Raw genomic sequence first — 15,028 nt, 5'->3', positions numbered from 1 at the left:
AGTCTGTGATAAACAGGCTGGCTTTTTTTGCTCCTTTCTTACCGGCTTACCTGACCGCTTGTTCCGGGCGTCCGACAGCGGTTTTCTGCCAGCAACCACTCAGAATCATTTTCCCAAAAAAGGCTTTTGATTCAACAGGGCGCAAAGAAGGCAGCGAATTCAGTAGCGTTAACCAATGGGGCAGTCGATGCGCTTCAATGTGACTCAGCGTGCGGAAAAACCGGTATTGAGCCCACAGTAGCAGGCGTTGCCACCCGTAAACCGGTTGGTCGAAATCGCAGCAAAACCAATACCCGTCCCTGTGTAGGCAGTCCAGCAGCCGGGGCAGCAGCTGGGTTTGCAGACGTTCCTCCGTAAACAGATCGAGAACAAACGGCGTAAAGAGGACATCAACCCCGTCGCCGGGCCAAATGGCGGTTTCGGTGCCAACCCGGAAGATGACCCGACTGTCGTTTTTTACTTCTTTTTTTGCCAAAGAAATCATGACTGGTGACGCATCGATGTAGAGAACGGATCGGGGATCGCAAACTGCCAGAATGCGCGACAACAACCATCCCGAACCGCCCCCCAACACCAGGATGTCCGCTTTTTGGGGAACCGATCCGAGCCAGTAAACCTGCGCTTTTCGCAGCGAATTACCGAAAACCAGCCGCGAAAGGGCATCGTAAAAGGGGGCTATGCCATCAAATCCAGTGTCAACGGGTGTAAAAGCGGCCATAGCGGAAGAACCAATTTGCGGTTCACATTACAAATGAAGGCAATCGGGATGACTTTTTTACCGGATTTGCGTCTAAGGGAAACACATAAACCTGTCGACGGATGAAAAGAAAACTACGCCCCGGTTTCAGTCTGTTTCTGCTCGGTATGAGTATTGTACAGGCATTCGCTCAGCCCAAATCAACGTCGCCTAAAACAACTTCACAACCCGCAAGCGTCGCGGTTCGGGCCGGACTCAATCAATTGTATGGAGATCTGAAAGATCCCATATCGACTCCGTTCGCCGGGGCTTCACTGCTAATACCGATCACAAAAACCGTGACGGTCGAATTGCCGTTCGATGTCGGAAGGTTGCAATCCCAACAGGATGAGTATTATCATTCCAGTGCCAAAACACGGTTTATCCAGGCAGCCGGTGCCGTGTCTGTGGATATACTGGAATGCTTCAGGCAGGGGCAGAAGCTGGTGGAACTACGCCCCTATGGCGGTGCAGGTCTGGTGTTTTTCCGGGCAGAAGCCCTGGATCTGACCACGGGAGCGGTACAGCGGGTAACCAACAGCCCGGGCAGTCACCGTTCGCGCGACGGAGTTGAAGCGCGCGGAAAAGCCGGGGTCAAACGCACCCACGAACTGGTTTGGCTGGTGGGGCTGCGGGGCGCAACCGCCCTGTCGCGCCGGATGAGTATTTTCGGGGATGTCCGGCTCAATCTCGTCCGTACTGACAAACTGGATGCTACCCTGGACGATAACAACCAGGTGATGCAAACAACGGGTCCGGCGTTTACGGAAGGAAACCACTATGGGAAAAACAGCCCCGACAAATGGGGCTTTGTGACCGTGGGACTGAATTTGTATTTCGGTGAGCGGTTTACGAAAAACTGAGTCATTTCCCGGCCAGGAAATCCGAATACGTCGCACATTCGCGAATCATCTCTTTGTGAAACCGGGTTTGCGCATAGACTTTGGCCAGTCTGGTCAGGGAGGCACTGTACTGTTGCCGACGCAGAGTTTTCATTTCGGTGTCGAACGGTTTGGGATCGATGGTGTAATTGCGCTTGGCATATTCAAGTTCCTGCCGAGTGCGAAACGCATTTTGTTCGCAGCGAGCGGCCATAAAGCAGGCTTTGGCAGCCAGTTCCGGATTTTTGGCAGCCGCCATTGCTTTCTCGAAAAAAGACTTAGCAGTTGCATTGGTATAGTAATCCTGCTCGCCAATCAGCCGAAAACCGCGATCCCGTTGAGGTTGCTGAACCTGCCGGTAAGTATACTGATATAGAACCGGTTCGGCACCGCTCCAGCGCGCCCGCACCAAGAGCCAGGCATTGCCAAACCAGCTCAGATTGAACGCTCCGCAGCCCAGTTGGTAATACAGGTCGGCGGCTTCATCGCCCGATGCGGTTTTGGCCTTCGATTCCAGGTCAACCATTTTTTTGAGAAAGGAAACCGGGGTGTAAGCGTTGGCGGTTTTTGTTCCTTGCGGCTTACCGAGAAGATTGACGACGAACGGATTTTCGCTGAAATAGGACGAAAAAGGCTCGGTTTTCCAGGTTTTTTGGGAGACGTTCGCGTAGGCTTCCGCGGCTTCGGCATACTGGTTTTCGGCCAGAAGCCGTCTTCCCAAGAGCAGATAGAGGGCGTCGTTGGTAAATCCGGTGAGTTTCAAGAGCCGTTGGTCAAACCCGGTAGGATTTGGGTTGGTGGCAAACTGAACGACGTTCCGAATCGTGGCGGATGAGGTCGTGTCTTCAATGTCGTATAAATCGGAGTGGCTGTCAAAATACAGGTCATTCCGGTTGAGTTGCGACGACGTCAGGGCGGTGAGTAAAAACGCTTTGGCGGTTGAAGGGGCGTCCGACTGGCCGGACTTGGACCGAAAACAACCCGCCAGCCAACCGCCCGATTCTTTTTCAACCGGTTTTCCGTACCCGTATTTCTGAGCCAACTGTTTACAGGTTTCAACAAACGCATTGGTCATGTGAAAGCTTGTTGAATTGCCAAACTGTTCGAGGTAGCCAATCAACTGGTTTTCAACATCCGGGCTGAGGGTTTCTGTTTGGGCGGTAAGCAAAAGCATCTGTTGAAGAACGATTTGCTTTTTCAACATCGGGTTGGTGGTCGGTTGCTGAGTGGCCAGATCGAGGTTGGTCTTGGCATCAGGATAGGCTTTAGCCAGATAGTCCAGGTACGCGGTTGCCGTGTACCAGAATGCCGGATTGCCCAACTTTGTATTTCCCGCCGACTGCAGCGCAAAGTCCCGAAGCTGTTGGAAGTAGTCGGGTGCTTCGTTTTTCCGATTCACAAAGTTGAGCGAGTCCGTCCGCGTTTTGTCATCATAGACGCTGATGGGTGACGAATCCTGAAAGAAAAAATATTCATTTCGATTGATCTCCCGTGCCATCACCAATTCAATCAGCGGATTTTTTGGGTTCAGGCTCGCCATTTCTTTCAAAAACGGCAAAGCATCCTGTTTCGGCTGAATGGCACAAATGGCATAGACGGCGGCTTTTTCGCGGTCATTTTTGCAAAAATCAAGGGCTTTTTCCCGAAACCGAATGCCGTAAATCCGCAGACTGGTTTCGGCTTCGCGACGGCGCGACGGGCAGCGGTCAAAAACCTGCGCGAATTCATACAGGGCCAGGGCCGTATCACCCAATGCCATCGTCGCCCCCGCGTGACGGCACAACGACCAGTCACTCAGGAAGGTTTTTTTGGACAACGGGCGAACCATTTCATCGTAAAGCGTGCGGCTCAGGGCATACTTCTTCGACATAGCCGCCAGTTTGACGGCCTGAAAAGCGTAACGCTCCTTCAAAAACGGATCCTGCGTTGACTCAAAACCGGCTCTGGCTTCGGCCAGAAGCGTCGGCAACACTGAGCCTGAGGTGTCCTGACGAACGGAATCTGCTTCCCAGGCATTGACTGGACGGGGTGCGGCCGCTTCGGCTTGCCAGGCCAGCTTCAGATAGGTCAATGCGGCCGGATTGGCGGCTGCGGCCCAACGGACCAGGCCGTTCGACGGCTGGTTATCGCGGCTGTACAAAGCGGCAGAAATCTCGGTGTCAGGTGCTTTGCCCCGGCAGTAGGCTTTCCAGGCCAGCACATTCTCGTCCGTTACAACCGTGTCTTCATCCGTATCGAAATACTCATCGTAGCGGTAGAGTTGTGGCGTAAAGTGGTAAATTTGGTCACGGAGGGAGGTCTGGCTGCTTTCCGGCATGAAAAAACTCATAAACTCGTTGATGTCGTACGAACTCGGGCCACAGGCAAAACCAATCAGAATGGCAACCGACAGCAGGGCGCTACGGAGACGACCGGACAAGAGAGTGAAGAAACGCATTGGTATAGGAGGAGGTTACGGTAGAATCGAGATGATAGAGGGCAAATGTAAGTTTTTGATTTCGAATTTTCGATAGCAAAAGGTGCTTCCCCGCCGTCAAATCATCGATTTGGCAGGCTTCTGCCCGGAATACATCGCCCCGGCGGATGGAAAAACCAAGGGCGCTGGTGTCGCGGTTGGCGACGAACCGGTTTTCGGTCTCCGGTTTCAAAAAAGAACAGGTCGTCAACGTTTTGGAATCGAGGTTGTTGAGCAAGCTCAGGAACCGGTTGTTCCGGTAAACGACCGTCCAGCGAAACAACGGCAGGACCACATCCAGCGGCAAGGGATAGCGTTCCAGAAAGTCGGTGTAGCGCAGGGCTACAGCCAGATCATAAATCGAATTGCGGGTTTCAGCGCGTTTCCAGTCGGCCATGTTATAAAACATCAACATGCCCCGGTCGACGGGTGGCAACCCGGTTTGTTCCGGATACTTGATCTGGTGGAGCCGGATGGTGGCCGAAACCGGACCCTTGAAGCGGTTCTTAAGCTCCCGGAGCAGGTGAAAATATCGCTCCCGGCTTCCCGCGCTCCAGTCGCAATCCAACTGGATTTCCGGACTGTAAATGCCATTCTGCCGGGAGATCTGCGTAATTTTTCGAAATAGATTTTCGGCCAGCCCCGAAATGGCCGACACAGGGCAGCGAAGAAGTGTCTGGTTCGTGATAAATACCACCGGAACGATGGTCAGTCCGGCAGGCTTTTGGGCAAACCGGACGACCGCTTTCGGAACCGCCGATTGGGTGGCCGGGTCCCAGTCCACGTCGAAATACCGGAGGTAAAGCTTCCGGATTTGAAGCTGATCGAGCAACCGACGTTCGGTAGGGGAAGGGCTGTAGGTGGTTTGCCAGAAATAAAAAGCCGGAGTGAGTTGTTTCGAATCGGGCGTCTGGCAGGAAAGGGTTATCAGGAAACCCGTTATGGAAAGTAGGGCCAGCCCACTGGGTAGCTTGAAACGGCAACGGGTTTTGTTCATGGGGTGGACTACTTCTTCAAAATTCCCCGTTAGGTGCTGCCCTTGCTACCATTCGGAAAATGGCATTCTACAAAAAAAAGAACTCCGGCTGGTTCATGCGCAGGAACCAGCCGGAGTTTTAAATCGCGTCAGACTCAGTCGGACGCTGCACGGTTTTCTGGCTTTTCCCTTCCAGCGTCAGCAGTTTTCCGAAGAGCAGAATCTCAGCGGGTTTTTCCGAAAAGTTCTGCACACTTGCATCGGTCTGTGTCACTTTAATTTCCAGCAAGGCCCCCCGAAACCGGACTTTGAATGCCAGCGACGCCCAGTTGTCTGGGCAATGCGGCTCTAAAACAACCTGCTCATCCTTGATCCGGAAACCGCCGAACCCTTTCACCACCGCTAGCCAGGTGCCAGCCATCGAGGTGATGTGGCAGCCGTCTTCGGTGTCGTTGTTGTAGTCGTCGAGGTCCAACCGGGCGGTGCGCAGGTACATCTCATACGCCTTTTCCTTCATGCCCAGTTGCGACGCCAGCACCGAGTGGACGCAGGGCGAGAGTGATGATTCGTGAACGGTCATCGGCTCGTAGAAATCGAAATTCCGGCGTAACGTTTCCCGGTCGAAGTCGTCTTCAAAAAAATACATGCCCTGCAGCACGTCGGCTTGTTTGATGAAACAGGAGCGCAGAATCCGGTCCCACGACCAGTGCTGGTTCAAGGGGCGTTGCCCTTTTGGAATCTCGCTCACCGGCATCAGTTCTTTGTCCAGAAACGATTCCTGTTGCAGAAAAACCTGCCGGTTATGGTCGTAAGGTAGGTGTATATTCTCCGCGATGTGCAGGGCGGTGGCTACTTCCTTTTCCTCCCGGAAATGAATCCGGTCGCACAACTCGTTGAATTTCTCCGGATTGAGCTGCTTCACCCGACCAACGGTTTCGACGGTATAGCGTAATGTCCAGGCGGCCAGGTAACTCGTGTACCAGTTGTTGTTGACGTTATTTTCGTATTCGTTCGGCCCGGTCACGCCCAGCATCACATACTGTTGTTTGGCCTCCGACCAGTTGACGCGCTGGCTCCAGAACCGGCTGATCGCAATCAGCACTTCCAGGCCATAGTCTGTCAAATACTCCGAATCGCCCGTATACCGGACGTAATCGTAGATGGCGTAGGCAATGGCGCCGTTGCGGTGGATTTCCTCGAACGTAATTTCCCACTCATTGTGGCACTCCTCGCCGTTCATTGTCACCATCGGGTAGAGGGCTGCCCCGGCTTTGAAACCCAGTTTTTGGGCGTTTTCGATGGCTTTTTCAAGGTGCTTGTACCGATACAGCAACAGGTTTCGGCTGACTTTCTGATCGGCCGTGGCGAGGTAAAAAGGCAGGCAATACGCTTCGGTGTCCCAATAGGTCGAGCCGCCGTATTTCTCCCCAGTAAAGCCTTTCGGGCCAATGTTCAGCCGTTCGTCTTCGCCGGTATAGGTCTGGTTCAATTGAAAAATCGAAAACCGGATGCCCTGTTGAGCCGCAACATCGCCTTCGATGGTAATGTCGTTCATCTTCCATTTGTCAGCCCAGGCCTGCTGTTGTTCGATCAGCATCCGGTCAAAACCTTTTCCGGTAATCCGCTGCAGGTATTTTCGGGCTTCCGAAACGACTGAATCGCTGTCGTAATTGAGCGACGACAGGTTCACGGCGTATTTATAAATCGCCGTTTCCTGTCCTTTCCGGCAATCCAGCGTCAGGCGGTTGGCGACGTATTTTTCCTGCCGGATGGGCTGGGATTGAAAATCGATCCGGGCGTTGTCCTGCTCAATTTCGATGGCCATGCCCGTGCAAACGTGAAAGCCGGTTTTTCGGGTCCGTAGCTCGATGTAGGCTTCCCCGTACCCGGTTTCTTTCCGCACTTCATCCCAGAACGTTTCGTCGTAGTTGGAGTCGCGGTTGCGGATGTTGCCGTCAATGTACGGTTCGATGGTAATTTTGGCGTCGAAATTCAACGGCGTCAGGCTATACCGGATCACCCCGGCTTCGTCGTCGACGATGGAGCAAAACCGCTTCGCATTCACCTGAAGTTCTTTTCCACTTTTCAACAACGCCACAAACGACCGTTCCAGATACCCTTCCTGCATGTTCAGCACCCGCCGGAAATCGCGGACTTCGCAGGTGTTTAGATCCAGCGTTTCGTATTCGATGTTGATGGAAATACCGATCCAGTTGGCCGCGTTCAGCACTTTGGCGAAGTACTCGGGATACCCGTTTTTCCACCAGCCAACCCGAGTTTTGTCGGGGTAATAGACCCCGGCGACGTAGTTACCCTGCAAGGTTTTACCCGAAAAATTCTCTTCAAAATTACCCCGTTGTCCCATGCGCCCGTTACCGAGGCTCATGACACTCTCCGTAATTTCATTGTAGGAACGGTGGAAATCCTCTTCAACAATCAGCCAGGGGTCGTGCTTTAAGTACTGTTTCATTCCGGGTTAAGGTTATTTTTAGCGAGATGGAAAACACTATGTGATAGGGTGCGCTGTTAATAAATTGATTGGTAAATACTTATGGTTTTTTGATCGAGGGCTGGGCGTAAATATACTTATTTCGCCAGAAAACCAGCGGCTTCCTGCTTGACCCGCAGCGCCTGGTTGAGGTGACGCTCGGTGTGGGCCACCAGCATTTGAAACGCATCGCCGACGTTGATTTTAAGCCAGTTGCCAAAGAGGGTCATCATTTTTTCCTCGTTCCAGTCGATGTACGGGGCCTTATCGAGCAATTCGTGCAACAGTTGCTGCAATTCCACAAACTGCTTCATCACATCGCGGGCGTCCAGATCGTTGCGGGGCGTCATGAACGAAACCGTCGGCAGTTTCATTTTTGTATTCGGGTCGATGGCTTTGCGCAGCATTCGGCCGACCAGCGTGCTTTTTAAGGGTTGATCGATCGGGCTGGTCTGAATGAAGCCCAGGTCATCCACTTTTTTCTGGAGGTTTCGAATGTAAAACCGTTCGGCCAGGTTGAGGTGTTGCAGACACTGCGTGATGCTCCAGCGTTTAGTATCGGGTTTCCAATTAAGTTGCTCATCGGACAGCGGACGCAATTCCCGCTCAACGGTTTCCAGAACCGTTTTGATCCGCTGCTGGAGTTGGTGCGCGGTTTCTATTTTTTGCATATTTTTCTAACCCGGTTAGCGCCGGGTCATCGCATGATCGGTAGACCCTGACAGCGGTTTTGATTTAATGAAAAGGATAGCCGCTGCTGGCATGATATGATCGGTTGAGCCACCGTTCGACCGCTGATTGGGTTTCGACCGCTGTTAGGGTTGTCGATCATGCGACGGCTCTGGAGGAGGTCTTCACCGCTGTCAGGGTCTTTCGACCGCTGACAGGGTGAAAACCTCCTCCAGCGTCAATTTCGCCAGCGACGGAACCACCAGATCGGCTTGGGTCAAGACCGACGGCAAGCCAATGCCAACGGCCAGCATCCCGCCCCGTTTGGCGGCCTCGACACCCGCAACGGCATCTTCAAAAACCACGCATTCGTCGGGCCGGACGTGTAGTTCGGCGGCTCCTTTCAGAAAAACCTCCGGATCGGGTTTGCCCCGGCTGATTTTGGTGCCATCGATGATGGAATCGAAATCGTCGATCATGCCGATGCGTTCCAGAATCAGGCGCGCATTTTTACTCACCGAACCAATGGCGGTTTTCAGGTGGGCGGTTTTAACGGCCACAAAAAAATCCGTAACGCCGGGCAGAATTGCTGCGGGGGTCATCTGTGAAACCAGTTCCAAATACCACTCGTTTTTCTGCGTAGCCAGCGCCAGTTTATGATCTTCCGAAACCGTCAGGCCACCGTGAGCCAGAATAATTTCCAGGGATTCGGTTCGGCTGATGCCTTTCAGTTGCTCATTGAATTCTTCCGTAATATCGAAACCCAACGAGTTGGCCATCCGTCGCCAGGCTTGATAATGGTAAATGGCGGTGTCGACAATAACGCCATCCAGGTCAAAAAGTAAGGCTTTTATGGGCATTGGCTGATTGATTATGCAGGTTGTGTACTGCAATAAAGCGATAAAAATGGACTTATCCGTCAGCGTTCGCCCGTTTTCATCCAAGCCAGATCAGAGAGTGAGTTCGAGCACCACCGCAGTTTTGGCCGGTAATTTCAGGGTAATCAAGCTGTTGATTACCTCGTCGGTCAGCACATTTCGGGCTTTGGTGAAACCCGCCATGCGTTCGGCAAACCGGCCGGTTTCCAGACTGATTTCCTGCTCCGTCGAATTGGTGGCCACCAGCACGGTTTTGGACGAATCATAGCGAAAATAGACGTAGGTGCCGTTTTGGGGAATAAACTGCATGAGTTTCCCCGACTGCAAAGTCGGCGTATTTTTTCGGTAATTCGCCAGTTTTTTGACAAAATTGAAGGCGTCTTTTTCTTTTTCGCTTCGCCCGGCATCGGTAAACTTATTCGCCGGATCACCGGGAAAACCGCCCGGAAAATCCCGGCGTACCTCCGCATCCGACGGGTTTTTGGTGTTCTTCATCAGCACTTCCGTTCCGTAATACCAGGACGGGATGCCGCGCGTCGTCAGGAGCCAGGTGACGCCCATCTTGTATTTGGCGTAATCGTCGCCAATCACCGACAGGTAGCGGTCGGTGTCGTGGTTGTCCAGAAACGTAACCAGCTTTTGCGGATCCGCATAAACCGCATCCGTCGCCAACGCCTGATGAACCCGGTTGACGCCCGAATCCCAGCCGAAAGTCTCTTTCAAAGCTGCATTCAAAGCATCATAGAGCACAAAATCCAGACCGCCCGGCTGGTTGGATTTGAAGGGCTGATCGATCCGGTTCTTGACAAAAAAGGCCTGCGCCACCGGGTTTCCTACCCAGGCTTCTCCGAAAATATGAAGTTTGGGATACTCACTTAAAAGGGCCTGATTACAGCGGTTCAGGAAGTTCAAATCGTTGTATTTATAGGTGTCGACGCGCCACGCATCCAGTGAAAAAAGCTCCGTGCACCAGATCGCGTGCTGAATCAGATAGGTTGCCAAAAAAGGATTTCTCAGGTTCAGATCAGGCAGAAAAGGTGTAAACCAGCCATCCAGCAACACTTTTCGGTCGGATGCCGCGGAATAGGGGTCGTACAAGGCCTGTTCTTTGTGCGAACTGCCGGTGTAGGCCGACCATTGGTTGAACCAGTCTTTGAACGGCTGATTTTTATAAAGCCAGTGGTCGTCGCTCACGTGGTTATAGACCGCATCCTGCACCAGTTTCATGCCGCGCTGGTGGAGTGCCTGGCCCAATTTTCGGTAGCCCTCCGTGCCGCCAAACCGCTTGTCGATCTGGTAGTGGTCCGTAAAATGATAGCCATGGTACCCCGCCTGCATCCGGTCGGGAGCTTCCTGTTTCAAGGTTTCGTCGTTCACCAAAACCGGCGTCATCCACAGGGCCGTGACACCCAGTTCCTGCAAATAATCGAGGTGGTTAGTGATGCCCTGCAAGTCCCCGCCGTGCCGCAGATGCGGAACTGATCGATCGGCTTTGGTGTCGAGCAGATCCGAAAACGCATCGTTGGCTGGGTCGCCATTGGCAAAACGGTCGGGCATGATCAGGTAAATAAAGTCGGCCGCCGAAACGCCCTGCCCTTTCGGCCCGGTTGTTCGAGGCTTTAATTCATAGGCTCGGCTGACGGTTTCGGAGCCGGTTTTTCCTACAATCCGAAAGATGCCCGGTTGGGCCGTTGTGGAAATAAGCAAATCCAGAAAAACAAAATCGGGGTTTTCGGCCTTTTGTGTTTTTACCAGTTTGACGCCTGGGTAGTTGATCGTGTACGTCATCGATCCGGCTTTGGGGCCGTAGACCAGGAGCTGGAGGTTGGGGTTTTTCATGCCGACCCACCAGTTGGTTGGGTCGATGCGTTGGATGGCAGCGGACTGCGCCAGGGCCCGGCACAAGACAAGCTGGATGACCAGAAGCAGGAGGGTAATCGAACGATTCATAACGGTTAGCGGAGAGATGGAAACGCGATTTTAAATATGGTAAAATAAAGGATTTGTTTTCATATTGCCAGCAATTTTGAAATTTGACGCTGAAACTGGTCGGCCGGGTCGGGCAGACCGTGCTAAATTTGTATCTTGGACATGAAGACGAATTCATCCGCTCCAGATTCCATAAAAATAAACCGCCGGGCTTTTGCCGGTGGACTGGTGGCTTCCGGTATCCTGCATACCCTGGCGGCTTATTCCGTTGAACCCTTACTGTCGAACATGAATACAGCTGTGCCCATCGAAGAAAAATCAGACAAACTTGTTGTTTACCAAATCTTTACGCGTCTTTTCGGTAATCAAAATACGACCAATAAACCCTGGGGAAGCCGGGATGAAAATGGAGTTGGCAAATTCAATGACATCACTGCCAAAGCCTTGCAGGAACTGAAGAAGTTTGGGGTTTCACACGTCTGGTACACCGGTATTATCGAACATGCGCTGATGACGGATTACTCGGCATTCGGGATCAGGAAAGACAATCCGCAGGTGGTGAAAGGCCGGGCGGGTTCGCCCTATGCCATCAAAGATTATTACGACGTGAACCCGGATCTAGCGGTCGATGTGCCGAACCGGATGAAGGAATTCGAGGATTTACTGAAACGGTCGCACACCAACGATCTGAAAGTGCTGATCGATTTTATTCCCAATCACGTGGCCCGGGAGTATCATTCCGACGCCAAACCGGCGGGCGTGCAGGACATGGGAGAAGGCGATGACACCAGCAAACCCTTCGATCCGAAAAACAATTTCTATTATTTGCCCGGTCAATCGTTCCAGGTTCCGCAGGGCGTTGTTACGCCGGAAGAACCGGTGGCGAATTACGTTGAGCAACCGGCCAAGGCGACGGGCAATGACGTGTTTAAAGCCCGGCCCGACCTCAATGACTGGTATGAAACGATCAAACTGAACTACGGAGTCGATTACCTCAACAACCGCCAGACGCACTTCGATCCGGTTCCGTCGACCTGGGTGAAAATGAAGGACATTCTCCTGTTCTGGGCGGCCAAAGGCGTCGACGGTTTTCGTTGTGATATGGCCGAAATGGTGCCGGTCGAATTCTGGGGCTGGGCCATTTCGCAGATCAAAGCGGCTTTTCCCGACGTGATTTTTATCGCCGAAATCTACAACCCGCAGCAATACCGCAACTATATTTTTACCGGCAAATTCGATTACCTCTACGACAAGGTTGGCCTGTATGATGCCGTTCGGCGGTTGATGGAAGGACACGGCACGACGGAAGACATTACGCGGGTGTGGCAACAGGAGTCGGGCGATTATGCCAATCACATGCTGCGGTTTCTGGAAAACCACGACGAACAGCGCGTGGCCTCCCGGTTTTTTGCCGGTGACCCCTGGACGGCGGTTCCGGCCATGACGCTTTCGGCGACCTTGCACACCGGCCCGCTGATGATCTATTTCGGGCAGGAACTGGGCGTCAATCCGACGCAGGCCGAAGGGTTTCAGGGGGAGGATGGCCGGACGACCATTTTTGATTACTGGGGCGTTCCGGAATTTCAGGCCTGGACCAATGGCAGCGTTGGCAAACCCGCGAAGTTCGATGGTGGCAAGCTCACGGACGACCAGAAAAATCTGCGCAAATTTTACCAGCAGTTGAACCAGTTGGTCAACATCAGCGACGCCATCCGGACGGGTGCTTTTTACGACTTGCAATACGCAAACAACACCGGCAAAAGCCCCGGCTACGACCAGCACCGGCTGTATAGTTACCTGCGGCACTCGGCCAAACAGAAACTGCTGATTGTCTGCAATTTCGACAAACAGAAAACCGCTAAAACGACGGTGCGCATTCCGGTAGAAGCCTGGAAAACGATGAAGCTGGACGAGGCCAAAACGTATTCGTTTAGCGATATTTTTCGAACAAAGACCAAATTGAAATCAGCCGCGACTTCCGGAGTTCCGGTCGAATTGCCACCGTTGAGCGTGCTGGTTTTGGAAATCAAATAAAAAGGGTGCATTGGCATCATGACCCGATTTTTTCTATTTTCACGGAAAACCGGTCTTGCTTTTCCAATCCTGCGTTTTCTTAACCACCGTACTTGATGAAGAAACTGTTTACCGTTCTGCTTGCGTTAGTGCCTTTTACCCGTTCGATTGCCCAGGAAACCGTGCCAACTTCGCCACTCCGGCAGGTGGCCGTTGCGCCCGGAATCTCCCCGGCCGAAACGGCAATTGCCATCAGTAAATCGTTTCAGGGACGGCCGTATGTGGCCCATACGCTCGACGGCAATGAAACCGAACAGTTGGTGGTCAATTTTCGGGCGTTCGATTGCACCACGTTTCTGGAAACCACCCTCGCGCTTTCGCTGGCCCGTCATCAGTTGCTCAACGAGCAGGATTCCGTTCAGTTCGACCGGCTTTTTCGCAAGAACCTGACCAGACTGCGGTATCGCAACGGCACCATCGACGGGTTTGCCAGTCGTCTGCATTACTTTTCGGAATGGCTGGTCGATAACGAGCAAAAGGGGATTGTACAGGATGTGACGCGAAAAATCGGCGGTATGCAGGTGTCAAAACCGGTCTCGTATATGACCAAAAGCACCTGGAAATACCCGCAGCTTTCGGACCCGAGAAACCGCCAGCAGATCGCGCTGGTAGAGTCAGCCATCAGCCAGCAGAGCTTCTGGTTTATTCCCAAAAAACGCATCAAAGAGATCGAAAGCAGCCTGAAAGAAGGCGACATCATCATGCTGACGGCTTCCCGGCCCGGCCTGGATATGAAGCACGTCGGCTTTGTGGTCTGGCAAAATGGCCCCAACGGGGAGAAAAGGGCTCATTTGCTGCATGCGTCGTCGCATTATGGTGAAGTGATGATTTCGGAAGAACCGCTGGCCGATTACGTGTTATGGAACCGGCAATTTTCGGGAATTCGGGTGGCGCGTTTGAAAGAAAACAGTCCGCAAAACCTCTCTTACAAAGACGCCCGCCGAATCAACTGAAAGGGGTTTTTTACTTTTTCGTGTCGTTTTTCCAGAATTAGCCGGGCCGCGGTTTCGCCCATTTTTTCGTGATCGGTAGAGATCACCGCAATGCCGTCGGCCAGGACTTCTTTCAGGGGCGTTTCGTTAAAGGCCAGCACCCCGATGTCCTGCCCCAGCTTCAGGCCCCGCTGTTTGACCTGCCGAACTAGTTCGACGAGGTCGCCATCTTCCAGCACAATATATGCCGTACCGGTTTGCAATTCGCGCCCCGTCAGCGTGTCGAGCAGCTCGAACTCTTTATGGTAATGCACGCAGAAATTGCGAAAACCGCGTACGATTTCCCGGGGATAATAGACTTCTTTCGGGAAAACCAGTGTTAGTTTTTTGTACTTTTCCAGCACGTCCAGGCCCGATTCTAGGGCTTCATAAATATCGCGGTCAAACTGCTGGTAAATCGCCGAATAGTTGCCGTGTAATTCCGAAATCTCCCGATCCAGAATGATCAGTTCGTTGGCCGGAATCTGCTCCAGCAACTTGACGACGTTCACCTGTTCGGTTTCCTCGTAAAAATGCGGCATCACCACGTAATAGTGGTATTGCCCCAGATTTTCTTCCAACAATTTTTTGAACCGCTGTGCGCTGTGGTGGTGAATGCGCAGGTCGACCACGGCGTTGTGGCCCAGGGCATTCACCAGCGAATAATAAATGATTTTTTTGTAGGCGCTAAACTTGTTGATTAGAAACAGAACCCGCAACTGGCCTGGACCATCGCGCCGGATAAAAAATCCTTTGCCCTGAACCGCCTGAATCACCCCTTCTTTTTTCAGGAAGTTGTAGGCTTTCTCGACCGTATCGCGGGCCAGGTAATATTCTTCACTCAGTTCATTGATCGACGGCAATTGCTGGTCCCGTTTCAGGGTGCCAATTTCAATGCCATTAATCACCGCGTTGACGATCTGACGGTATTTCGGAACGCTCGACTGAGATTCGATATGAAGATCAATCATG

11 protein-coding genes are annotated in these 15,028 nt (G+C 52.6%); 3 read left to right on the top strand and 8 right to left on the bottom strand.

Translation table 11 applies throughout. The annotated features are described in order from the left end of the window. Positions 1 to 46: 46 nt before the first annotated feature. Positions 47 to 718, bottom strand: a complete 672-nt coding sequence (locus tag F0P93_RS02985) for a class I SAM-dependent methyltransferase (protein WP_150874871.1) — start codon at positions 716 to 718, stop codon at positions 47 to 49. 101 nt (positions 719 to 819) lie between these two features. On the opposite strand from F0P93_RS02985, the gene F0P93_RS02980 reads away from it, so the two are divergent. Next, positions 820 to 1,599, top strand: a complete 780-nt coding sequence (locus F0P93_RS02980; protein WP_150874870.1) for a hypothetical protein — start codon at positions 820 to 822, stop codon at positions 1,597 to 1,599. Between the two features lies 1 nt (position 1,600). On the opposite strand, the gene F0P93_RS02975 is transcribed toward F0P93_RS02980, so the two are convergent. The 6 genes from F0P93_RS02975 to F0P93_RS02950 form a co-directional block, all read right to left on the bottom strand. Further along, the gene (locus F0P93_RS02975; RefSeq protein WP_150874869.1) at positions 1,601 to 4,054 is read right to left on the bottom strand and encodes a hypothetical protein; all 2,454 of its coding nucleotides are present in this window, start codon (positions 4,052 to 4,054) and stop codon (positions 1,601 to 1,603) included. After that, positions 4,017 to 5,069: a hypothetical protein gene (locus tag F0P93_RS02970; protein WP_150874868.1), complete on the bottom strand. Its 1,053-nt coding sequence runs from the start codon at positions 5,067 to 5,069 to the stop codon at positions 4,017 to 4,019. The genes F0P93_RS02975 and F0P93_RS02970 overlap by 38 nt, the downstream gene beginning before the upstream one ends. A gap of 118 nt (positions 5,070 to 5,187) precedes the next feature. After that, the gene (locus F0P93_RS02965) at positions 5,188 to 7,518 is read right to left on the bottom strand and encodes a glycoside hydrolase family 65 protein (RefSeq protein WP_150874867.1); all 2,331 of its coding nucleotides are present in this window, start codon (positions 7,516 to 7,518) and stop codon (positions 5,188 to 5,190) included. Between the two features lie 116 nt (positions 7,519 to 7,634). Beyond that, the gene (locus F0P93_RS02960; RefSeq protein WP_150874866.1) at positions 7,635 to 8,207 is read right to left on the bottom strand and encodes a DinB family protein; all 573 of its coding nucleotides are present in this window, start codon (positions 8,205 to 8,207) and stop codon (positions 7,635 to 7,637) included. A 192-nt stretch (positions 8,208 to 8,399) separates the two neighbouring features. Further along, entirely contained in the window at positions 8,400 to 9,065 is a 666-nt protein-coding gene (gene pgmB, locus F0P93_RS02955; RefSeq protein ID WP_150874865.1) for a beta-phosphoglucomutase, read from the bottom strand. A gap of 90 nt (positions 9,066 to 9,155) precedes the next feature. After that, a complete protein-coding gene (locus F0P93_RS02950) occupies positions 9,156 to 11,033 on the bottom strand; it encodes a glycoside hydrolase family 13 protein (protein WP_150874864.1) in 1,878 nt (625 codons plus the stop codon). 267 nt (positions 11,034 to 11,300) lie between these two features. Between F0P93_RS02950 and F0P93_RS02945 the strand changes: the two genes are divergently transcribed. Together F0P93_RS02945 and F0P93_RS02940 are read left to right on the top strand one after the other, a co-directional pair. After that, entirely contained in the window at positions 11,301 to 13,046 is a 1,746-nt protein-coding gene (locus tag F0P93_RS02945) for an alpha-amylase family glycosyl hydrolase (protein WP_374756766.1), read from the top strand. A gap of 95 nt (positions 13,047 to 13,141) precedes the next feature. Beyond that, the gene (locus F0P93_RS02940) at positions 13,142 to 14,038 is read left to right on the top strand and encodes an N-acetylmuramoyl-L-alanine amidase-like domain-containing protein (RefSeq protein ID WP_150874862.1); all 897 of its coding nucleotides are present in this window, start codon (positions 13,142 to 13,144) and stop codon (positions 14,036 to 14,038) included. Here the strand turns inward: F0P93_RS02940 and F0P93_RS02935 are convergent. Continuing rightward, positions 14,011 to 15,027, bottom strand: coding sequence for a GntR family transcriptional regulator (locus F0P93_RS02935; protein ID WP_114409311.1), 1,017 nt, complete (start codon positions 15,025 to 15,027; stop codon positions 14,011 to 14,013). The two genes, F0P93_RS02940 and F0P93_RS02935, sit on opposite strands and share 28 nt — an antisense overlap. Position 15,028 lies beyond the last annotated feature (1 nt).

The organism is Larkinella humicola (genome assembly GCF_008727875.1).
Classification (GTDB): domain Bacteria; phylum Bacteroidota; class Bacteroidia; order Cytophagales; family Spirosomataceae; genus Larkinella; species Larkinella humicola.
Note: the sequence above shows the minus strand (reverse complement) of the source record. Positions and strands in the feature narration are given on the sequence as shown.